An 18,084-nucleotide genomic window follows, 5' to 3' on the forward strand; every position below is an offset into this window, starting at 1 on the left:
GGGTAACAAGATGCCACTCTCCTCCAAGCTGATGGTCCGGATGACGGCCGTTGCCGCTGTAGCTGCCTTGGCACTGACCGGCTGCACCACGGCCTCCCAGAACAATGCCGGAGCACAATCCGGGGCTTCCGGCTCCTCCAGCTTTGACCCCGGCGCGGTCCAGAAGGATGATGCGCTGGCCGCGGCCGTTCCCGCCGCACTCAAGAGCAAGGGAACCATCACCGTCGGATCCGATACGTCCTACGCCCCGGCCGAGTTCCTGGGCGGCTCCGACGGGCAGACCCCACAGGGCTACGACATCGATTTTGCCAAGGCCATCGGCGCCACCCTGGGCATGCCAGTCAAGGTACAGACCGCCGAATTCACCGGTATCATTCCCGCCCTTGGCGCCAAGTACGATCTGGGGATTTCCTCCTTCACGATCAACGCAGAACGACTACAGGCGGTCAATATGGTCAGCTACTTCAACGCCGGCACGCTCTGGGCGGTGCAGAAGGGCAACCCGAAGAAATTCTCCCTCGATGACGTCTGCGGCAAGACCATCGGTGTCCAGACCGGAACGGTGGAGGAAGACCCGGATGTCTCCGGCCGTTCCGCAAAATGTGTTGCCGACGGCAAGGCCGCCATCAATATTGTGACGCTGAAGGCGCAAACGGATGTCACCACCCGCCTGGTCAACGGCAGCATCGACGCGATGTCGGCTGACTCCCCCATCATCGGCTACGCACTCTCGCAGACCGGAGACAAGCTGGAGGTGCTCGGCGACGTCTACGATTCCGCGCCGCAGGGAATCATCACGCTCAAGAGCGACACCGCGCTGGCCGATCTGATTGGCAAGGTTATGAACAAGCTGATTGACGACGGCGACTACAAGAAGATTCTGGATACCTGGAACAACTCCAAGGGGGCCATCACCAAGTCTGAGGTGAACCCGGCGGTGGGAAGTTGAGCGGCCCTGCCCTCAGCGGCACCCGGTCGGATAAGGCGGCGCCGGCGCGGCCTGAGCTCATTGACGCGGTTCCGGTCCGGCATCCGGGCCGCTGGGCCGGTGCGGTGATCATCTTCATCGTTGCGGCACTGCTGGTGCAGAGCCTGGTCACCAATCAGAATTTCCGCTGGGACACCGTCGGCACCTACCTCTTGGATGTCCTGGTGATCCAGGGCATCGGCTGGACCCTGCTGCTGACGGTCCTGTCCATGGTGATCGCGATTGTGCTGGCGATTTTACTGGCCTTCATGCGGCAGTCCGATAACCCGCTGTTCCGCTATGTCAGCTGGGTCTGGGTCTGGTTTTTCCGCGGCACCCCGGTGTACACCCAGCTGGTGTTCTGGGGTCTGATCGCCGTGCTGTATCCCAAGATCGCTCTCGGCGTGCCGTTCGGTCCCGAATTGTTCAGTTTCAGCACCCAGGATGTCATCAACGCATTCATCGCCGCCGTTCTCGGCCTGGGCCTGAATGAGTCCGCCTACCTGGCGGAAATCTTCCGGGCCGGCCTGAAGTCCGTGGACACGGGCCAGATGGAAGCGGCGGAAGCGCTGGGCATGCGCAAGTCCAAGATCATGTGGCGCATCATCCTGCCGCAGGCCATGCGCGTCATCGTGCCTCCCACGGGCAACGAAACCATCGGCATGCTCAAGACCACTTCGCTGGTGCTCGCTGTGCCGTTCACCCTGGACCTGACGTTCGTCACCAACGGGATCGCCAACCGCAGCTACCTGCCGATCCCGCTGCTGATCGTCGCCGCCATCTGGTACTTGGTGATCACCAGCGTCCTGATGGTGGGCCAGTACTTTATTGAACGCCACTACGGCAAGGGCGTGGACAATCTGATTCCCGCTCCGGTCAAGGCCACCCAGGCCGTTACCGCAGCCCATACCACGCCGGCAACAACGGCGGACGAAGGTGGCCACGTATGAGCACGCCAATGAACGAAACCGTTGCTGCCGTGAAGACCGGCGAACCGCTGGTCCGGATCGAGGACGTCCACAAGTTTTTCGGCACCCACCATGTCCTGCGCGGAATCGACATGACGGTCCGGGAGGGGGAGGTGTCCGTCATTATCGGGCCTTCCGGCTCCGGAAAATCAACCCTGCTGCGTTGCGTCAATATGCTCGAAACCATCAGCGCCGGGCGGATCCGCGTACGCGACGACCTGATCGGCTTCCGGGACGTCAATGGCAGGCTGCATCATCTGCCGGCCAAGGACATCGCGGCCCAGCGCCGGGAAATCGGCATGGTGTTCCAGCGTTTCAACCTGTTCCCGCACCGGACAGCGCTGCAGAATATCATCGAGGCCCCCACGCAGGTCAAAAGGCAATCCAAAGCGGCTGCCAGGGCCAAGGCCATGGAACTGCTGGACCGTGTGGGACTGGCGGAAAAGGCCGACTACTACCCCGCACAGCTTTCCGGTGGCCAGCAGCAGCGTGTCGCCATTGCCCGCGCGCTGGCGATGGAGCCGGAGCTCATGCTCTTTGATGAGCCGACGTCGGCGCTGGACCCTGAGCTGGTCGGTGACGTCCTGAACGTGATGAAGGATCTGGCCCAGTCGGGGATGACCATGATCGTGGTCACGCATGAAATCGGCTTCGCCCGCGAGGTCGGGGACACACTGACGTTCATGGACGCTGGGGTCGTGGTGGAAAGTGGGGATCCACGCGAGGTCATGGCGAACCCGCTGCACGCCCGCACCCGGGAATTCCTTAGCCGCGTCCTGTAACCCCAGCCGCATCCGCTAACCCAAGCCGCATCCGCTAGCCCAAGCCGCGTCCGCTGACCAGGACCGCCCTCCCCGCGGCCATCCAGCCCCCGGATCGATATCGCACTTCGCGCCCAATGTTGGTCAACAACACGGGCTCGGAGTGCGACATCGACGGGGTTTAAGGCAGGACGCGGGTGACCCTTTGATCCACGGCCTGCCGGACCCTTTCGTGCAGCGCCCGCAGCCCTTCCCGACCGGCCGGTACCTCCAGCACGGAGCGGCCGCGGAACGGCTCGGCCAGCGCCGCGGTGAGCTCCGCCGTCGTGCCAACGCTCCGATGCATAACGCCATAACCGGCCGCAAGGGCGGCAAGGTCCACCGAGTGCGGCGTGCCAAAGAGACGCTCGACGGCGGCGGCGTACCGCGGGCGACCGGCCAGAATGCCGTGTTCCAGAGTCGTAAAGATCCCGCCCCCGCTGTCGTTGAGCACCACCAATTGCAGATCGGGTTCGGGCTCGCCCGTGCCCAGCAGCAGGCCGCCGGCATCGTGCAAAAGAGTCAGATCCCCCAGCAAAACCCGCGTCGACGCACCGTCTGCCAGCGCAATTCCGCCACCGGTCGAGACGGTTCCGTCAATTCCGGCCAGGCCGCGGTTGGCGAAGACCCGCACCGTGTCCCGACCCGGGACGGGATGCGGTTTGGGTCGACCGGCCAGATCCACATCCCGGACCGGATTGGAAGATCCCAGCATCAGGTTTCCGCGGGTCTGTGCCCAGACCGCGCGGGCCAGATGCAGCCCGGTCAGCGGCCCCGGCTGCGTCAACAGCTCGTCCAGAGCCGCCTCGGCCCCCAGAGCCGCTATCTGCCAGGATTCCAGCCAGTCCGCAGGGCCATGGCCGGCAAAGGCGATGAGCTCGTCCCAGTCCGTCAGCACCAGCTCAGGTCGACGTCCCGGCTCAAACCAGGCAACCTTGCGGGGCAGATACAGGGCCCGTTCCAGGTCTGCCCGGGCCAGCAGCGCGGCCACCGGCCGGGACAGAGTCGGGCGCCCGAAAACCACCACCCGCTCGATCGGCTGCGGCGAACCCGCCCCGAAATACTCCAGCAGCAACCGGTAGGGGCCGATGGCGTTCGGGCCATAGCGGGCGTTCGACGACGGCTCTGCCAACAGCGGAAGTCCCAGGCTACGGGCAAAGATCTCCGCGGAGGCACCGGCCCCGTGCCCGGCGACGACGACACTCCGCCGCGAGTTCCCCGTGCGCACCGGAGCCGGTTCGACGGTTTGCGGCGCTGTTGCGACTCGCTCGGCGGATTGCGCTGCCCCGGCAGTATCGGTCTCAGCGGTGTTGGCCTCCCTAGTGTCGGCGTCCGCAGTGTTGGACTCCACAGAGTCCTCATACACGGGCAGCTCCCAACCGCTGCCGTTCAGCGCCGGCGTCAGCGGATCCCGGAACGCCAGATTGAGCTGTACGGGCCCTGCAGGCGTACCGGGAAGTCTTCCCTGGGCCGCGCTCAGCGCCGTGCCGATGGCCGTCGTTGGGTCCGTCCCTGCGGCCACGTCGGTAGCGAAGCGTACATGGTCGCCGAAGATATCCAGCTGGACCGTCGTTTGGTTGGCGCCTGTCCCGCGCAGTTCCTCCGGGCGGTCCGCCGAAAGCACCAGCAGCGGTACTGCGGCATGGTTGGCTTCCATGACCGCCGGCAGGAGGTTCCCCACCGCGGTCCCGGAGGTGGTCAGCACCGCGGCCGGTCCGCCGCTGCCAAGCGCCAGCCCCAAGGCAGTGAATCCGGCTACCCGCTCATCAATGCGTACCTGCAGACGCAGCAGACCCACCGCTTCCGCCTCGGCCAGCGCGTAGGACATCGGCGCGCTGCGGGACCCGGGAGCCAGCACCACCTGACGCACTCCTCCGGTGATCAGTGCCTGTACGGCAAGCCGAGCCGCATCCATCGAGCTAAGAGAAGTCACACCCACCATCTAACCTCATCGACTGTGCACTGGATGTCCCGAAGAGGGCCATATCGGACCGCATCGGGACATCAGTGGCTCAGCTGATGCGGCCTGCGGCGAGAACCGCATAGCTGCGCCGCAGACGGTCCAGCCACCAGTCCCTGCGCGGCCCGGAGGCGGCGTACTTCTCCAGCAGATCGGGCTCCGCGGCGACGTCGCGCACGGCAATGTGCCCACCCTCCGCGACCAGCGATTCCCGCACGACGTCACCACCCATCAGCGACACCGTGCCCAGTCCGCAGGCGTAGGGAAGGTCGGGCAGTGCCGCAGCCAGCGCCACCCCGGCCCTGATCCCCACGGAGCTGTCCAGTGCAGAGCTGACGACGGCGGGCAGGCCGGCTTCGGCGACGATAGCCAGGGCACGCCGCACTCCCCGCAGCGGTGCCGCCTTGACGATGATCAGATCGGCGGCACCAGCGCGGGCGACGGCCAACGGATCGGTTTCTTTTCGTACGCTTTCGTCGGCAGCGATCAGCACTGGGATGCCGCGTTCAGCCACGATGCGGCGGACCGCTGCCAGTCCGTCGATGCTCGGTACCGGCTGCTCTGCGTACTCCAGCTGGAAGGCGCCCAGTTGGGTCAATGCCTGAACGGCCTCATCGACGGACCAGCCGCCGTTGGCATCCACCCGGAGTGCAGCGTCGGGGAGTGCTGCCCGAACGGCGGCAACCCGGGCCACGTCGTCGTCCAGGGTCTGTCCGCGCTCCGCCACCTTCACCTTGACGGCCACGGCGGTATCAAAGGACGCAAGAATCCCGGGAACGCGCGCGGCGTCCACGGCTGGAACGGTCGCGTTGACGGGGATGGAACTGCGCAGCGGTTCGGGGAACCCTTCCCAGCCTGCCTCAATGGCGCCGTCAAGCCAGCGGGCGGATTCAGCGTCGTCGTACTCGGGAAAGGGGGAAAACTCCGACCAGCCGGCGGGACCATCGAAGAGCAGAATCTCGCGCTGCAGGACCCCGCGGAACCTGACCCGCATGGGCAGGACCACCACATGTGAGGCGGCCATCAATTGGTCCAGTGCGGGCAAGCGATCCTGGTCCCTCGAGGGCTGCATCTTTCCACTCTAACGCCGCGGACCAGCACTGGCGCTCCCGCCATAGCCGGCGCCGCGAAGCCCACCACAGAGGGTGTCGGGGTGGTCCCACCATCGTCGGCGCCGGGGCGTTCCCACTATGGGCGGTGCCGGCATCGTCGGCGCCGGGGCGCTCCCACTATGACGCTGTCCGGCCGCTCCCGCCGAGGGCGGCGCCGTCCGCGCGCGCAGTGGTAGACGATGACCGGCGCAGACATAGGCTGCGCACAGCACACGCCAACCAATCTATGGGAGCCTAGAAGAGATGAAATCGAGTTCCCCGGCCTCCAGTCAGAACCGGCGCCATGCCTCGCCGCTGGCGGCGCCGCACCCCGGTTATTTCCTGCTGGCCGCCGTCATCGCTGTGCTGGGCGTAGTCGGCACCTATCTGTTCTACATCCGCACCACCACGGGTCAGTACATTGATGAGTCGGCTCTCGACGAGGCGGCCCGGGCCCAGGCCATGATCGGGACGCCAAGCGCAACTTTCCTCGATGCCCTGCCCGCAATCTCCGTGGTGATCGCCGCCGTCGTCGTGGTCTTTGTCATGTTCGCCCGACGCCGCTGGCTGTCCGCAGGGATCGCGGTGACCGCGATGGTGGCAGCAAACCTGTGCACGCAGCTGATTAAGTCATCGCTGCCCGACCGTCCGGACCGCGGGGTTGTCACGTTGGATCTGAATTCGCTGCCATCCGGGCACAGCACGCTGGCAGCATCCGCGGCCGCGGCCGTCTTTTTGGTTGTTTCGCCGCGTTGGCGCCCGGCCGTGGGATTTTTCGGCGGCAGCTACGCCGTCTTCGCCGGTGTGGCTACGCTGATCAATCAATGGCACCGGCCCGCCGACGTGATCACCGCGTTTTTGGTTGTAGCATTCTGGACCGTACTGGCCGGACTTGCGATCATGCGCACAGGATCGAGCTGGAACGTCTGGGACGGTTATGGCGAGCACTGGGCCGCGTCACGGATCTGGCCGTTCCTGTCCGTGCTCGCGGGCATGCTGGCCGCGGTGCTGGCAGTACTGGTGCTGCGGGAACTCACTCCCGCAGGCGGAAATCAGGTGAGCACCACGAATTATTTGTGGGTGGGTGTGGCCCTGATAGTGATCTGCGGTTATCTGGTGACAGTGGCCGGGACGCTGCTCTTCGGCCTGGAAGCACGCCAAAGAGCACGTCCCCCGCTGAGCCGGACTGCACGGAGCAGAGCTGAGTTGCGCTGAGCCGGACTGCACTGCACAGGTGCGAACTGCGCTGGTGCGGACAGCAGAGGTGTGGACTGTACTGGACCGCGCTGCGCTGAGCTGGGCTGCACGAACTGGACCGCGGGAACCAGCGGTGCGCCGCATTATCGGCGGAGTCCTGGACCCCGTCCGGTGCGCCGGGTCGTCGGCGTGGTGCGGCGCTGTTCCGAGGGCCCGCGGAGAACGGCCGCGCCCCGGTCAGGCGCATTGCGCGGAATCCAGTACCACAGGGCCGCTGCTGCCGCCAGACCGAGGACACCGGTGGCGGAGATTCCAATGGACAGCGTCGCGACCGCCGTCAGCCCGGAAAGCAGCGCAGGGCCACCCGAACTTCCGACGTCCGAAAGGAAGCGCCAGATCCCGAGGAACTGCGCCCGGCCGCACGACGGCGAATAGTCGGCGCCAAGCGTCATCACCATGCCCGACCCGATCCCGTTGCCGAATCCGATCAGCAGCGAGACCAACAACAACGTTCCGGCACCGGTACTCAAGGGCATCAGTATCAGCGCGAGTCCCATCAGCAGCATGGACGGAACAGCAACCCAGGTTCTCCCGTTTCGGTCCATCACCTTCCCCGCAGGGTAGAAGACCAGCATGTCAATCGCTCCGGACAGACCGTAGATCAATGACGTCGTGGCGGCATCAAGACCAAGGTTCTCGGCCCACAGCGGGATGACTGCCTGCCGGGATGCGCGGACCGCACTGACCAGCAGCACGCCGAGCCCCACGGTAAGGAATATCCTCCGGTGGCTGACCAACAGCGAGCGGACGCTGGGAGGAGGCGCTGGGGCGGCGGACCGACTGCTGTCCGGATGGACGAGGTCCGGAAGCGTCCAAGCGACCGCGCCGGCGGCCACCACCGCGGCGGCTCCGACCCAGTAGGCGCCGGACAGGCCCATCAGCTGAATAGCCAGCGCACCCGCAAACGGGCCGGCGAACACACCCACGCGCATGACCCCGCCCAGTGTGGACAACGCCCGGGCCCGGAACTGCACGGGAACGGCCTCGGTCAGGTAACTCTGCCGGGCCAGATTGAAAACGGCAGACGCCGCACCGATCAGGAAAATTCCCACGGCGAAAACCCAGATGTTGGGGGCGAGCCCGCAGCACACCATGGCGAACATACTCATGGTAGCCGCGACGATGATCGCGGGGCGTTCTCCGTATTTCGCCGTCAGCAAAGAAGCGGGGACATTGCTCAGCAGCGAACCAATCCCCAGCAGTGTGACGATCAGCGCCGCGGCTGCAACAGAGGCACCCAGACCCCGCGAGCTCAGTGCGACAACGGGAAGAATGGCGCCTTCGCCGAGGCCGAAGAGGAGCGAAGGTCCGAAGGCTGGAATGGCGATTTTGCGCAGGCTGAGTCTGCCTGCGCTGTCATTTTCTCTCACCCACCTACTTTAGGCTCACCGCCTGCAGTCCGCCGGGGGCAACCGCTACGCGCTGGTTTCCTTGAGCCGGGTAATGAACCAACGGGACTGGTCGGGCCCATAGGGCAGAATCGGAATCGCTTTGGTTGCCAGGTCGGGCATTTCCCGGCTGGCTTGCAGGGCCTGTCCGACCGCAGTCGCCATTGTCCTGGCCATAACGCGGACAAAATCGTCGCTGACGGGCAAACCATGCCCCGGCACGAGGAAGTCATAGCGGTTCCGGAGCGCGGAGAGCTGCCGTAAGGTATTGGCCCAGTCGACGGGGTAGGAATCCTCGAAGGAAGGATGCGCACCCTGCTCCACCAAGTCCCCGGCGAAAAGCGCGGTCTCTGCACCCACCAGCAGGTCACCATCGGTGTGTCCGCGTCCCAGATAAAACAGTGTGGCCGCACGTCCGCCCAGATCGATGAGAACTGGCTGGTCTTTGACTAAAGCGGTCGGCAGCACTATGTGCGTGTTCTCACCCTCGCCCGCAGCCATTTCCGCCTCGGCCCCGTCCAGCGCCGACCGCTGGGATTCCGCCTCATCCACCATTTCACGGGCCGCGTTTTCGTGGGCCCAGAATTCGGTCGCTCCGGCGGCAGCGAACACGGCGTTGCCGAAAAAATGATCATAGTGCGCGTGGGTATTAACCACCGTCAAAGGGAGGTCCGTCAGCTCGCGGATGGCGGTAAGGATTTCCGCCGCCTGCCGCGGTCCGCACCCGGTATCGATGACCAAGCCCCGATCCCTGCCAACCACCAATCCCGTATTGAGCAGCGCACCAGGGGTGCTCAATACGTAGTTCCCGGCTCCGACTTCACGCCAATGCGCCATGAATTTCCCTATTTTCCGCTCGTCTCGGATCTGTCCCGCTTACGTCCGGCCCAGTGCCGCCCGTCACGTAGCGCTGAGTCAACCATATTCCAGAGCGGCTGCCGCCGGACCCGACGCTACGCCGCCGGAGCGTTTTCCGCCCGGGCCAGCTGTTTTCCACCGGCCTGGCCATTTTCCCTGCCCTGCCCTGCCCTGCCCTGCCCTGCCCTGCCCTACCCGACCATTTCCCCCGCCCTGCCACGGGACGTTCCATCTCAACGCGCGACCCTCACAAGTCCGCCAGAATTGCGCCCGGGTTCTCGATTGCGTCCGCCACATACCGCAGGAATCCCCCGGCCGTGCCGCCGTCGCAGACCCGGTGGTCGAAGACCAGGGTGAGCTCGGTGAGCTTCCGGACTGCAAGCACGCCGTCCACTACCCACGGCTTATCTATGATCCGACCAATGCCCAGGATGGCCGACTCCGGATAATTGATAATGGCCGCCGAGCCGTCCACGCCGAAAACTCCGTAGTTATTGAGCGTAAAGGTACCGCGCGTCAGCTCTGCCGGTGTCGCCTTTCCCTGACGTACGACGGCGGTCAGCCGACGGATCTCGGTGTCCAGTTCCCTGGCGCTGAGCTTCTCGGCGTGTTCGATGGACGGGACCATCAGTCCGCGGTCTGTCTGGGCAGCAAAGCCCAGATTCACGCCATCCAGGGCGACGATGTCGTGGCCGTCGGGCGTGGTTACGATCCTGGTGTTGAGCTCCGGATACCGGGTCAGGCCGGCCATAACAAAACGGGCGATGAACGCCAGCAGGCCGGGTGTGCTGGCCGGATGGGTCTGCTTCAGCTTCCGGCGGAGTTCCACCAATGCCGTAGCGTCAACGTCGACCCAGACGGTGGCCTCCGGGATTTCGCTGCGGCTTCGCGTCAGATTGGCAGCCACCGTTTTCCGCAGGCCTTTCAACGGCGTGCGGCCGCGGATGGTCAGTCCCGTTCTTTCATCACGCCCGCCGGCATCGATCCGCAGATCACTTCGGCCAGCGCCGTCCACCCCGCGGGTCCCCGCGGACGTCGTTTCCGTGCCTGCACTGCCTGCACTGCCTGCACTGCTTGCACTGCTTGCACTGCTTGCACTGCTTGCACTGCTTGCACTGCCTGCACTGCCTGCACTGCTTGCACTGCTTGCACTGCTTGCACTGCTTGCACTGCTTGCAGGAAATTGTCCGGCAACGGTTGCTTCGACGTCTTTGCGCAGGATCAGCCCCTGCGGGCCCGACCCCGCGATGAGTCGCAGCGGGACGCCGTTGTCACGGGCGAGCTTGCGGACCAACGGCGAAATCACCAGCGGGGCAGATCCCTGCCCGAGGCCGTCGATATCACCACCAGGCCGCTGATTGAGGACGTTCGCATCACCACCAGGCCGAGGATCGAACCCGTCCGGATCACCGTCCGTTTCGACGGGTATCACCAGCACGACGGGCTCGCTCAGCGTCTTCTTCCGCGGACGGGTCCGGCCGCCGGCACCGTGTCCGGAGGTGCCGTAGCCGATCAGCACGTTTCCGGAACCCTCTGCCTTGGCCACGCTCTCCACCCGCTCCCCGGCCTCGACCGTCGATGGGGCGACGGATACGGAGATCAGCGGCTTGCCGACATCCATCGTCTGCCCCGCTTCCCCGTGAAGTACCGCCACCAAGCCGGCAAAGGGCGAGGGCACCTCCACGACGGATTTGGCCGTTTCCACCTCCGCGATCGGCTGATCCACGATGATTTCATCCCCCACATTGACCAGCCAGTTCACCAACTCCGCCTCGGTCAGGCCCTCCCCCAGATCCGGCAGCAAAAACACCTGCAGACTCACTTGTCCTCCCACTGGAGCTCGTCCACGACATCCAGGAGGCGGTCCACACCCGGCAGATAATGCTGCTCCAGCTTCGGCGCAGGGTACGGAATGTCGAAGCCCGTAACGCGCCGCACGGGTGATGCGAGGGAGTGGAAGCAACGCTCCTGCACCCGCGCCACGATCTCCGCGGCAACGGAGGCAAATCCGGGGGCTTCGGCGATCACCACGGCGCGCCCCGTGCGCCGCACGGCGGCACAGACCGTTTCATCGTCGAACGGCACCAGCGAGCGCACATCGATCACCTGCAGTGATCGACCCTCCTCCGCCGCCGTTTCCGCGGCGGCGAGCGCCGTCGGCACGGAGGGTCCGTAGGCGATCAGGGTCGCATCAGATCCTTCCCTGACGATGACGGCCTTGCCGATCGATGTTACCGCTGTGGCTTCCGCTCCGGTGCCGTCGGCGTAGCGGAGGCGCAGAGCATCGACATCCACCTCTTCCTTGGCGAAATACAGCTTCTTCGGCTCCAGGAAAACCACCGGATCCGGGCAGGCAATGGCGTCCCGCAACATCGTGTAGGCATCCGCCGCGGTGGACGGCGCCAGCACGGTCAGCCCGGGCGTGTGCACATAGTAAGCCTCGGAGGAATCACAGTGGTGCTCCACCCCGCCGATCCCACCCGCGTAGGGGATCCTGATGACCATCGGCAGCCGGACCTTGCCCTTGGTTCGGTTGGCCATCTTGGCCACATGGCTGACGACCTGCTCGAAGGCCGGGTAAGCGAAGGCATCAAACTGCATCTCCACCACCGGCTTCATCTTGTTCATGGCCATCCCGACAGCCATCCCCACAATGCCCGATTCGGCCAGCGGCGTGTCAAAGCAGCGCTCCTCGCCGAAGCGCTTGGTCAGACCGTCCGTGATTCGGAAGACTCCGCCGAGCAGGCCCACGTCCTCACCGAAAACGACGACGGCGTCGTCGGCTTCCATGGCGTCCGACATGGCGAGGTTCAGCGCCTTCGCAAACGTCAGTGACTGCGGCTTTGCTGCTGCGGGTCCTGCCGGGAGCCCTTTCGCGGGGGCAGCCGCGGGGGCAGCCGCGGGCGGTGTCTGCACCGACGGATCTGCCGCCGTCGGGCTGGCTGAAATCGTCGTCATGACGTGGCTCCTTCGCGGCTGAGTTCCTCGCGCAGCATGTCCGACTGCTCGAGCAGTTGGGGCGTGGGCTCGCTGTAGACGAACCTGAAAAGGTCCTGCGGATCCACAGTAACCTCGACGTTTAGTCCGTCGCGCAACACTGCGGCGACGCGTTCGGCCTCGGCACCAATCCGTTCTTCTTCGGCGGCCGTCAGGAGACCGGCCGCGCTCAGATACGTCCGCAGGCGCAGCAGCGGATCGCGGGGTTCCCAGGCTCGGACCTCGTCGTCCGAGCGGTACCGGCTGGCGTCGTCGGCGTTGGTATGTGACTGCATCCGGTAGGTGTGGGCCTCGATCAGCGACGGGCCGCCCCCGCTCCGGGCGCGCCGAACGGCGTCATCCAGCACGGCGAGCAGCGCGGCCAGATCGTTGCCGTCCACGCGTTCGCCCGGCATCCCGTAGCCGATCGCCTTGTGCGCGAGGGACGGCGCCACGCTCTGATGGATCAGCGGCACCGAAATGGCGTATTCGTTGTTCTGCACAAAAAAGATCACCGGGACATGGAAAACGGCGGCAAAATTCAACGCCTCATGGAAGTCACCCTCGCTGCTGGCCCCATCGCCGCACAGTGCGACGACGACGGTGTCCTCGCCCCTGAGCTTGGCAGCGTGGGCGACGCCGACTGCGTGCAGCAGCTGCGTGGCCAGCGGCGTTGATTGGGTGGCGACATTGTGTTCGTAGGGGTCGTAGCCACCGTGCCAGCTGCCGCGGAGCAGCTCCATCACCTGCACCGGATCGACGCCGCGGGCCATCACCGCAACGGTGTCCCGGTAGGTGGGGAACAGCCAGTCACGGTCCGCAAGGCACATCGCCGCGGCCACCTGGCAGGCCTCCTGGCCGTGCGACGACGGGTAGACCGCCATTCTGCCTTGCCGGACCAGCGCCGACGCCTGATCATTCACGCGCCGACCCATGACGAGCTGACCGTACCCGCGCAGCAGGGTCTGCTCCGTCGGCAGCGCATAGCTCGTCTTAAACGTCCGGCCGACGGCGGCGGAACCGTTTTCGTCGATCAGTCTCACCGGCTGCTGGGATGGCAGCATGTCCGCTTCGGGCTGCGCCGTTCCTCGGGAATGCGGGCTCACTCCATCACCGTCCTCACTGTCGGGCGTTCCATCCGTTCCCGCGGCGGGGCGCCGCAGGAGACCCAGAACTTCAAGATACTCTGAACCTAAAGATGCTCTGGTTCTCAATTATGCGATCGGCGGACAATTCGTATCCAGAGGTGCCAAAAACTGTGGAAAATACCATCAATATGACGTATTCTGGCAGACGGAATGTAAATGTGAGCCGGATTGCGTTCCGTTTTTCCCATGGCGTCTTCCCCCGCCACCCTTTTGCAGAGAGTTTGCAGAGAGTTTGCAGAGAGCAGCCAAGTGGCCGATCCCAACCCCGCACCGCTGGACGACGTTGACCGCAGAATCATTGCCGAACTGACCCGGGACGGCCGGATGTCCGTGACAACGGTGGCGGAAAACGTCCACATCTCCCGGGCCCACGCCTACTCCCGCATCGCGCGGCTGACCGGAGACGGCGTGCTGACCAAATTCACCGTGCTGGTGGATCCGACCAAGGCCGGTCTGCGGTCGTCCGCGTATGTCACGCTGAAGGTCCGCCAGCATTCCTGGCGCGAGCTGAAGGAAAAGCTGCGGGCCATCCCGGAGATTCACCACATAGCCCTGGTCGGCGGGGACTTCGACGTGATCCTGCTGGTGCGGGCGGTGGACAATGTGGACCTGCGCCGGGTCATCTTCGATCAGCTGCAGTCCATGCCCGGCGTGCTGGACACCCAGACGTTCCTGGTGTTCGAGGACGTGGACACCCGTTGACCGGCGGATGTCGGGGGGTCGGCCTCCGCGAGCCGGTCCGGGTCAATGGCTTCCTGGGCCGCACTCACAGACTTTGCTGCAGATGAGTCCCCGAGCGCATCTGGTCCACCCATTCGACACCGTCCACGTCGCGCCCACTCCAGGATCCGAATGCCCTGTGCATCGCGGCGAGGTCATACTCGACGGAACGTTCCGCACCGTAGACAGCCACCACCGCATTCCGGATGAGATCGGATATCGAACGTCCGATGCATGCGGCGACCACATCGAGGGTCCGTCGTTCTTCCTCCGTGAGGTAAATCTGCGCCCGCAGCACCAAGTTCTAAGCCCACATTCGGACCACACATTGGAGTAGGCGCCAACGAGCGGACCGGCAGAGTAAGAAACAATTTTCGCGGGCGCCCCGTAGCTGTCGGTCTGCCCGCCTCAGGCCCGGTCCTTCGGTTTTGCCTCCGCCCGATCTGGATCGCTCTCATGGTGGACCGCGACGCCGGCAGTCACCAGGCCAATGCCGAACAGGTCTTCGGACGTGTGCATCTGCCCGAGCACCACGAGACCCATACGGGTAGCAGCCGCCGGCAGCTTTGCCGAGCATCAACGCGAACGTCGTCCGGGGCAGCTGCAGTTCTTCGGCGGCTCACGATTATCGATATCGAGCGCGGCACATTCCGGGAAGCTGGACTGCTGCTGCCGGGCGGCTCACTGCGAAGTCTTGACGCCCTGCACCTTGCCGTGGCGGAACGGATGGCGGCCGATGAATTCGTGACTACGATGTCCGGCAGGCCGATGCCGCCCGCACGGTGGGGCTCACGGTCGTGGATCCCTCCTGACGTCACGCAACTGTCGCGGGACCACGCAGTAAGACTAAGCCCGACGACGGCGTGAACTGGCTGGCGGTGAATTCCGTCCCTGCGGGGTCGCGGATCAGGACAGTACGCGTCCACTCGGTATCGTCCTGCGCCACGATCTGCCCAGCCCGCTGAGGCATCAGGCGAACCGTTGCCGGGCTGCTTGGCGGGATACTCCTAGTGCGAGGGCAATCTGGTTCCAGGATCTGCCGCGCGCCCGGGCCATGTTAACGGTCTCCCGCAGATGTACTTCATCGGCGCGTAGGGCTTCGGAAATCACCGCGACCTCTCGAAGGTCGTCCGTAACGTCAACCTCCACGGCATCGGGGTCAAGTTCGTCGGCGAGGTGCTCGAATCGCTGCGCGGCCCGCTCAATCTCATCTTCCGTGTGCTGCATGTCAGCATCCGGCACCCCGTGCATGCGCGCTGGCTCGCCGATCCGCATACAGACAAGATATCTTGTCTAAGTCGGAGACGGCAAGAAAAACCGTTCACGGCTTTCTGCAAGCGGAAGCACAACGGGAACCTTGGTGGAATCTCCGCCGTCAGCGGCTGGAATTGACACCATGGTCTCCCTCCCCAAGCATCGCCTGGCGTACGTTTTTCACCACGCACGTGACCGCACAATGCCCGCAAGTCGAACCTTCACGGGAACGCCTCGGCATCCAAAAGCCAACGGTCAGCGGGCCAGTTCCGTCAGGTCGCGAGCTGGGCGCCCCACTCAGCACCACAAGTGCCGAACTGACGCGGCCAAGTGTCCGCGGACTCGGTAACATGAATTCGCCGAGCCGTCTGGGACGGGCATGGGTGGCGAAGACCTGCGGGAAAGCCGGTAATGCAGGCGACTCCGGTGCAGTCCGCTACTGAAAATAACAACTGCTGCCGTGGAATCAGCCGTGTGCACGTCACTGAAGTTCCACTGGTTCGTTGACCGCCTGCGCCCCCAGACGTCGTCGAGCCTGCCAGATGCAGAACCTGGCGCCCTATGGATTGGTCAGCACCACACCGCGTCCGCCTTCTCCCCCGTCAGCAGGCGCCAAATGACCGCAGCTCTGGCCGAGACCAGCTGCCAGCCCTGCCCGGCCAGGCTGTGCTTTCGGCCTCACGCGGGCACAGTTTCCCGGCTCACCGGACCACCGCGAGCCGCGTGCAGACGAGCTCACCATTTTGGGCGAATTCTTCCACCCTGAACTCGATCCGCCGCGGCAGCACCGGCGCTCCGGCGCCCAGCGTCACCGGTGCATACTGGATCCATACCTCGTCAAGCAGGCCGTTGTCGTCGAACTGACCGACCAGGTCGCCGCCGCCCACAAGCCACAGGTTCCGACCAGCCGCAGCCGTAACCATCTCGGCATGCACCGCGGCCACTTCACCCTGGGTGAACCGCACGTCACCACCGCCGAAGGCCTCAATGTCACGATGGGTGAAAACCCAGCAAGGGATGGAGTAGGGCCAGTCGCCATCGCTATTGTCGCGGAGCCACTCGTATGTGGTGGCACCCATTGCCATGGCTCCAACAGCCTCGATGAAGCCGTCGTAGCCCATCGGTCCTTTACCGTCGACGTCACGCGAGAGTAACCACGAGAGCGAGTTATCGGCGTCGGCAATGAAGCCATCCAGGGAACTGGCAGTGTAGTAGATCGATTTCATCGTCATATCCTGTCAGTCCCCATGGCGACTGACAATGACCCAATCCAAGGCACGACCGGCCAGGGGCTGCCTCTGCCGGCCGATTCCGTCACGAAAATCAGCGAAGAAGCGAGCGTCACAATCGTATTCCTTAGCTTCTCCGCGGAGTTGAGATTTCTGGAGCTCGTTTGCCATTGCAGCATTGGCACGGATAAGCCCGAATGTGGCCGCGACCGCAGTCAGTGCGAACAGAAGGCTCAATGACAGAGCCGCATAGTAATCGGGGGCCGGCCAGGGAATAGTTCTGTCACCGCCGAATGAGGTGATCATGAGCCACGCGACGAAGAACCCGAGCCCGACGGATAGCAGAAGAACCGCCAGCAGCGGAACAGCGGCCTCACGGACGATGACCCTACGCAGGACTGCGACGGGCATGCCCATCAGCCGCATCAGCCGGATCAGCCCCAGCACGCGCTTGGGGTCAAGGATCGCAGCCGCGGTCGACACGGCCAGTGAGATTCCGGCGATGACGACGGCCACGAAGACGCCGATGTAGGCAAATGCCGACAATCCTTGGATCAGTCGTGTGCTGCTCATCGTGGAGAGGTCCGCGGGAGAGCTGTTAGGGATGGCGGTCACCCCTGAGGTGTTCACTGGCGGCTCCGGCGAAGATGGAGACCATGAAGACCGCGATGACCAGCCCCGATACCGAGCGGAAGGTTGCCACTGGGGTCCGGCGGGTCCGGCTGGCCGCGATGACTGCTGCGGCGTCGCGCGCCCGACGTAGCCCGATGCTGCTGACATGGTTCACCGAAGCCCTGTTCGGCCGTTGCCCCATCGAGCTGAAACCCTCACAGTCGTGGACAGACGATGATTGGTTCGTGGATCAGGACAACCGAAACCCCCGGTCCGGCGAGGGCTGGCGGGCGCTGCAGCAAGGAACGGGATCCGGACGAATCATCGGCGGAAACTTATGCACGATCAATCTATTGCAGGGAACGCGCTACATGCCGCCACTGGATGACGCGCTACTCATGATCGAAGACGACTAGGAGAGCCATCCTGTAGCGTTCGCCCGTGAACTCACCTCGCTCCTGCAACAGCCAGATGCCGACGGCGTCCGGGGCCTGTACGCTTCATGGCATGCCTGCCTCCGTTCCACTGAGCGATTCCGATGCACGCGGCCAACTTGCTGCGATCATCAACCGCTCACACTGATCACGAGCCGGTTTTTCTGTCTCGACGCGGTCGCCGGGTGGCGGCCATTATCGACGCTGGCGATCTGGAACGTCTGATCGAACTCGCAGAGGATATGTCCAAATTCGCGCGGCCGAGGAATCGCGCGAAGAGATGCGCCAAAAGGGAAAGCGAACCGATTCCGTGGGAGGAAGTTAAGGCGGACCTCGGCCTCGTATGACTTATTCGGTCACGAGCGCCCGGCTGCCGAACGTCAATAGCGCAAGTTTGACCCTCAGGTCCGTCGCGGGATGCA

General features: G+C 64.6%; 19 protein-coding genes. 8 read left to right on the plus strand and 11 right to left on the minus strand.

Annotated features, from left to right (window positions below):
* Positions 1–10: 10 nt before the first annotated feature.
* Genes ACLLJI_RS18350 through ACLLJI_RS18360 form a run of 3 tightly spaced genes read left to right on the plus strand, consistent with a single transcriptional unit; the run spans position 11 to position 2,717 of the window.
* A complete protein-coding gene (locus ACLLJI_RS18350) occupies positions 11–949 on the plus strand; it encodes an ABC transporter substrate-binding protein (RefSeq protein ID WP_434615321.1) in 939 nt (312 codons plus the stop codon).
* Positions 946–1,917, plus strand: a complete 972-nt coding sequence (locus tag ACLLJI_RS18355) for an amino acid ABC transporter permease (protein WP_434615324.1) — start codon at positions 946–948, stop codon at positions 1,915–1,917. Before ACLLJI_RS18350 ends, ACLLJI_RS18355 begins: the two co-directional genes overlap by 4 nt.
* Positions 1,914–2,717 carry an amino acid ABC transporter ATP-binding protein gene (locus ACLLJI_RS18360; protein WP_434615327.1) on the plus strand — a complete coding sequence of 268 codons (804 nt, stop codon included), beginning with the start codon at positions 1,914–1,916 and terminating at the stop codon, positions 2,715–2,717. Before ACLLJI_RS18355 ends, ACLLJI_RS18360 begins: the two co-directional genes overlap by 4 nt.
* A 160-nt stretch (positions 2,718–2,877) precedes the next feature.
* On the opposite strand, the gene menD is transcribed toward ACLLJI_RS18360, so the two are convergent.
* Positions 2,878–4,677 (minus strand): 2-succinyl-5-enolpyruvyl-6-hydroxy-3-cyclohexene-1-carboxylic-acid synthase, encoded by a 1,800-nt coding sequence (gene menD / locus ACLLJI_RS18365; RefSeq protein WP_434615330.1) that lies wholly within the window; start codon positions 4,675–4,677, stop codon positions 2,878–2,880.
* Positions 4,678–4,747: 70 nt separating this feature from the next.
* A complete protein-coding gene (locus ACLLJI_RS18370) occupies positions 4,748–5,767 on the minus strand; it encodes an o-succinylbenzoate synthase (protein ID WP_434615333.1) in 1,020 nt (339 codons plus the stop codon).
* A 283-nt stretch (positions 5,768–6,050) separates the two neighbouring features.
* On the opposite strand from ACLLJI_RS18370, the gene ACLLJI_RS18375 reads away from it, so the two are divergent.
* Positions 6,051–7,001, plus strand: a complete 951-nt coding sequence (locus ACLLJI_RS18375; RefSeq protein ID WP_434615336.1) for a phosphatase PAP2 family protein — start codon at positions 6,051–6,053, stop codon at positions 6,999–7,001.
* A gap of 125 nt (positions 7,002–7,126) precedes the next feature.
* Here ACLLJI_RS18375 and ACLLJI_RS18380 read toward each other — a convergent pair whose 3' ends face one another.
* From ACLLJI_RS18380 to pdhA, 5 genes are all read right to left on the minus strand, one after another.
* Positions 7,127–8,413, minus strand: coding sequence for an MFS transporter (locus ACLLJI_RS18380; protein ID WP_434615339.1), 1,287 nt, complete (start codon positions 8,411–8,413; stop codon positions 7,127–7,129).
* A 45-nt stretch (positions 8,414–8,458) separates the two neighbouring features.
* Positions 8,459–9,268, minus strand: a complete 810-nt coding sequence (locus ACLLJI_RS18385; RefSeq protein WP_434615342.1) for an MBL fold metallo-hydrolase — start codon at positions 9,266–9,268, stop codon at positions 8,459–8,461.
* A 268-nt stretch (positions 9,269–9,536) separates the two neighbouring features.
* Entirely contained in the window at positions 9,537–11,111 is a 1,575-nt protein-coding gene (locus ACLLJI_RS18390) for a dihydrolipoamide acetyltransferase family protein (protein WP_434615345.1), read from the minus strand.
* Entirely contained in the window at positions 11,108–12,247 is a 1,140-nt protein-coding gene (locus tag ACLLJI_RS18395) for an alpha-ketoacid dehydrogenase subunit beta (protein ID WP_434615348.1), read from the minus strand. The genes ACLLJI_RS18390 and ACLLJI_RS18395 overlap by 4 nt, the downstream gene beginning before the upstream one ends.
* Positions 12,244–13,329: a pyruvate dehydrogenase (acetyl-transferring) E1 component subunit alpha gene (gene pdhA / locus ACLLJI_RS18400; protein ID WP_434621655.1), complete on the minus strand. Its 1,086-nt coding sequence runs from the start codon at positions 13,327–13,329 to the stop codon at positions 12,244–12,246. The genes ACLLJI_RS18395 and pdhA overlap by 4 nt, the downstream gene beginning before the upstream one ends.
* A gap of 270 nt (positions 13,330–13,599) precedes the next feature.
* Here pdhA and ACLLJI_RS18405 point away from each other — a divergent pair, with 270 nt between their 5' ends.
* The gene (locus ACLLJI_RS18405; RefSeq protein ID WP_434615351.1) at positions 13,600–14,115 is read left to right on the plus strand and encodes an Lrp/AsnC family transcriptional regulator; all 516 of its coding nucleotides are present in this window, start codon (positions 13,600–13,602) and stop codon (positions 14,113–14,115) included.
* A gap of 64 nt (positions 14,116–14,179) precedes the next feature.
* On the opposite strand, the gene ACLLJI_RS18410 is transcribed toward ACLLJI_RS18405, so the two are convergent.
* Positions 14,180–14,431 (minus strand): CopG family transcriptional regulator, encoded by a 252-nt coding sequence (locus tag ACLLJI_RS18410; protein WP_434615354.1) that lies wholly within the window; start codon positions 14,429–14,431, stop codon positions 14,180–14,182.
* Between the two features lie 158 nt (positions 14,432–14,589).
* Between ACLLJI_RS18410 and ACLLJI_RS18415 the strand changes: the two genes are divergently transcribed.
* Positions 14,590–15,000, plus strand: coding sequence for a hypothetical protein (locus ACLLJI_RS18415; protein ID WP_434615357.1), 411 nt, complete (start codon positions 14,590–14,592; stop codon positions 14,998–15,000).
* 102 nt (positions 15,001–15,102) lie between these two features.
* Here the strand turns inward: ACLLJI_RS18415 and ACLLJI_RS18420 are convergent, their stop codons facing one another.
* From ACLLJI_RS18420 to ACLLJI_RS18430, 3 genes are all read right to left on the minus strand, one after another.
* Positions 15,103–15,360, minus strand: a complete 258-nt coding sequence (locus ACLLJI_RS18420; RefSeq protein ID WP_434615359.1) for a hypothetical protein — start codon at positions 15,358–15,360, stop codon at positions 15,103–15,105.
* Between the two features lie 728 nt (positions 15,361–16,088).
* Positions 16,089–16,613, minus strand: coding sequence for a dihydrofolate reductase family protein (locus ACLLJI_RS18425; protein ID WP_283558952.1), 525 nt, complete (start codon positions 16,611–16,613; stop codon positions 16,089–16,091).
* A 12-nt stretch (positions 16,614–16,625) separates the two neighbouring features.
* Complete coding sequence (locus ACLLJI_RS18430; protein WP_434615363.1) at positions 16,626–17,246, minus strand: FtsX-like permease family protein; 621 nt, start codon at positions 17,244–17,246, stop codon at positions 16,626–16,628.
* A 26-nt stretch (positions 17,247–17,272) separates the two neighbouring features.
* On the opposite strand from ACLLJI_RS18430, the gene ACLLJI_RS18435 reads away from it, so the two are divergent.
* Positions 17,273–17,644, plus strand: a complete 372-nt coding sequence (locus ACLLJI_RS18435) for a hypothetical protein (RefSeq protein ID WP_434615366.1) — start codon at positions 17,273–17,275, stop codon at positions 17,642–17,644.
* Positions 17,645–17,766: 122 nt separating this feature from the next.
* Positions 17,767–18,009: a type II toxin-antitoxin system prevent-host-death family antitoxin gene (locus ACLLJI_RS18440; RefSeq protein WP_434615369.1), complete on the plus strand. Its 243-nt coding sequence runs from the start codon at positions 17,767–17,769 to the stop codon at positions 18,007–18,009.
* Positions 18,010–18,084 lie beyond the last annotated feature (75 nt).

The organism is Arthrobacter sp. A5, from assembly GCF_051131705.1.
Taxonomy (GTDB): Bacteria; Actinomycetota; Actinomycetes; order Actinomycetales; family Micrococcaceae; genus Arthrobacter_M.

Bases quoted from the DNA above. Each gene is read 5' to 3' on its own strand.
- ACLLJI_RS18415 (WP_434615357.1), top strand. From the start codon at position 14,590: ATGGTGGACCGCGACGCCGGCAGTCACCAGGCCAATGCCGAACAGGTC.
- pdhA (WP_434621655.1), bottom strand. From the start codon at position 13,329: ATGCTGCCATCCCAGCAGCCGGTGAGACTGATCGACGAAAACGGTTCC.
- ACLLJI_RS18440 (WP_434615369.1), top strand. From the start codon at position 17,767: ATGCACGCGGCCAACTTGCTGCGATCATCAACCGCTCACACTGATCAC.
- ACLLJI_RS18405 (WP_434615351.1), top strand. From the start codon at position 13,600: ATGGCGTCTTCCCCCGCCACCCTTTTGCAGAGAGTTTGCAGAGAGTTT.
- ACLLJI_RS18435 (WP_434615366.1), top strand. From the start codon at position 17,273: ATGAAGACCGCGATGACCAGCCCCGATACCGAGCGGAAGGTTGCCACT.
- ACLLJI_RS18420 (WP_434615359.1), bottom strand. From the start codon at position 15,360: ATGCAGCACACGGAAGATGAGATTGAGCGGGCCGCGCAGCGATTCGAG.
- ACLLJI_RS18370 (WP_434615333.1), bottom strand. From the start codon at position 5,767: ATGCAGCCCTCGAGGGACCAGGATCGCTTGCCCGCACTGGACCAATTG.
- menD (WP_434615330.1), bottom strand. From the start codon at position 4,677: ATGGTGGGTGTGACTTCTCTTAGCTCGATGGATGCGGCTCGGCTTGCC.
- ACLLJI_RS18375 (WP_434615336.1), top strand. From the start codon at position 6,051: ATGAAATCGAGTTCCCCGGCCTCCAGTCAGAACCGGCGCCATGCCTCG.
- ACLLJI_RS18395 (WP_434615348.1), bottom strand. From the start codon at position 12,247: ATGACGACGATTTCAGCCAGCCCGACGGCGGCAGATCCGTCGGTGCAG.
- ACLLJI_RS18385 (WP_434615342.1), bottom strand. From the start codon at position 9,268: ATGGCGCATTGGCGTGAAGTCGGAGCCGGGAACTACGTATTGAGCACC.
- ACLLJI_RS18425 (WP_283558952.1), bottom strand. From the start codon at position 16,613: ATGAAATCGATCTACTACACTGCCAGTTCCCTGGATGGCTTCATTGCC.
- ACLLJI_RS18360 (WP_434615327.1), top strand. From the start codon at position 1,914: ATGAGCACGCCAATGAACGAAACCGTTGCTGCCGTGAAGACCGGCGAA.
- ACLLJI_RS18350 (WP_434615321.1), top strand. From the start codon at position 11: ATGCCACTCTCCTCCAAGCTGATGGTCCGGATGACGGCCGTTGCCGCT.